The sequence below is a fragment of the Methylophaga sp. genome, from assembly GCF_030651745.1.
Genome location: NZ_JAUSCC010000070.1, coordinates 1 through 2,388, shown reverse-complemented (window position 1 = coordinate 2,388; position 2,388 = coordinate 1). Strand labels below are relative to the sequence as shown.

Genomic DNA, 2,388 nt, shown 5'->3' with positions numbered 1-2,388 from the left:
CGCAGCGGCACCCGCAACAATCTCAGAGATTTCCTGTGTAATCGCAGCCTGGCGAGCTTTGTTGTAAACCAGTTGCAGGTCATCAATAAGATCGCCGGCATTGTCAGACGCATTTTTCATCGCAATCATGCGTGATGCTTGTTCAGAAGCAATGTTTTCAACAACACCTTGATAAACCACTGACTCGATGTAACGTACCAGCAAATCATCCAATACTTCTTTGGCATCTGGCTCGTAAATGTAATCCCAATGTGCCAACAGATCCTTGCTTGGTTCTACTGAGCTTACAGGTAACAATCGAATAAACTTGTCTTCCTGCGTCATGGTGTTCACAAACTGGTTATATACGAGGTACAAACTATCGATATGACCAGATTCGAAAGCATCCAGCATCACCTTGATTGAACCAATCAGTTCATGCACACGTGGCGCGTCGCCTAATTGCGTGACTTGGGCAACCATGTTGACTGGCAAGCGGCTAAAAAACGCCGAGGCTTTTTGCCCGATTGCACAGATGTCGACTTGCAGCCCGGCATCAGATTTTGCTTTTATTTCATGCAGCACTTCTTTGAACAGGTTGTTGTTCAAACCACCACATAAACCACGATCGGAAGAAACGATGATATAACCAACACGTTGCGTTTCCTGACGATCTTGCAAATACAAATGTTTGTATTCCGGGTTGGCATGCGCCAAATGCTGAATAACATTCAAAATCTTGTCAGCATAAGGACGGGTTGCCGCCATGCGTTCTTGAGCTTTACGCATTTTACTGGCAGCCACCATTTCCATCGCAGAGGTGATCTTCTGCGTGCTTTTAATGCTTGCTATCTGTGTGCGTATCTCTTTACCGCTAGCCATGAGTTATGCCTCGCTTACCAGCTGCCGTTGGCTTTGAATTTTTCAATCGCGCTGCGCATTTGGCCAGCGATATCGTCATCAAAATTACCAGTGGTGTTGATGGTGTTCATCAGATCAGCATGCTGTGAACGCATGGTTGACAACAATGACGCTTCAAATGAACCGACTTTGCTAACGTCAACATCATCCAGGAAGCCTTCGTTGGCTGAGAACAATGAAATCGCCATTTCAGCAATCGACAATGGTTGATATTGTTTTTGCTTCATCAACTCGGTTACACGTTGACCACGGCTGATTTGTGCGCGGGTTGCTTCGTCAAGGTCAGAAGCAAACTGGGCAAATGCTGCCAATTCACGGTACTGAGCCAAGTCAAGACGTACACCACCACCCAATTTCTTGATGATCTTGGTTTGAGCAGCACCACCAACACGTGATACTGACAGACCAGCGTTAATCGCAGGACGGATACCGGCGTTAAACAAGTCTGTTTCCAGGAAGATCTGACCATCGGTAATCGAAATTACGTTGGTTGGTACGAAAGCAGATACGTCACCAGCTTGGGTTTCGATGATTGGCAACGCAGTCAATGAACCGGTTTTGCCTTTCACTTCACCGTTAGTGAATTTTTCTACGTAATCTTCGTTTACACGTGCTGCACGTTCCAGCAAACGAGAGTGAAGATAGAAAACGTCACCAGGGTAAGCTTCACGACCTGGCGGACGACGCAATAATAATGATACTTGACGGTAAGCCCAGGCTTGCTTGGTTAAATCGTCATAAATGATCAGCGCATCTTCACCTTTGTCACGGAAGTATTCGCCCATTGAGCAACCCGCGTAAGGCGCAATAAATTGCAAAGCAGCTGAATCAGAAGCAGAAGCCGCAACGATGATGGTGTGACCCAAGGCATCGTGTTCTTCCAGTTTACGAACGACGTTCGCGATAGAAGAGGCTTTTTGACCAATCGCGACATAGATACATTTAACGCCTGTACCTTTTTGGTTGATGATGGCATCAACAGCGATAGCGGTTTTACCTGTTTGACGGTCACCGATAATCAACTCACGCTGACCACGACCTACTGGAATCATCGCATCGATTGATTTCAGACCAGTTTGCAATGGTTGGTCGACTGATTTACGAGCGATAACGCCTGGTGCAACTTTCTCAATTGGAGAAGTGCCACTGGCTTGAATATCACCTTTACCATCAATTGGTTTACCCAATGAGTCAACAACACGTCCCAGCAGACCTTCACCTACTGGTACTTCCAGAATGCGGCCAGTACATTTGACTTTATCGCCTTCTGAAATGTGTTGGTAAGCACCTAATACAACGGCACCGACTGAGTCACGTTCCAAGTTAAGGGCCATACCGAAAGTGTTGCCTGGAAACTCAAGCATTTCCCCGGACATGACATCGGCAAGACCATGAATACGCACGATACCATCGGTTACACCGACTACGGTGCCTTCTGTTCGTGCTTCAGTAGCCCCGTCAAAGCTTTCAATTCGCTTTTTAATCAGG

2 protein-coding genes are annotated in these 2,388 nt (G+C 46.6%); both read right to left on the bottom strand.

All coding sequences use genetic code 11. The annotated features are described in order from the left end of the window. Positions 1-861: F0F1 ATP synthase subunit gamma (atpG, locus tag Q7V21_RS08240; protein ID WP_304916827.1), on the bottom strand; the 861-nt coding region annotated here is incomplete at its 3' end. Between the two features lie 14 nt (positions 862-875). After that, positions 876-2,387, bottom strand: a complete 1,512-nt coding sequence (gene atpA, locus Q7V21_RS08235; RefSeq protein WP_304916826.1) for a F0F1 ATP synthase subunit alpha — start codon at positions 2,385-2,387, stop codon at positions 876-878. Position 2,388 lies beyond the last annotated feature (1 nt).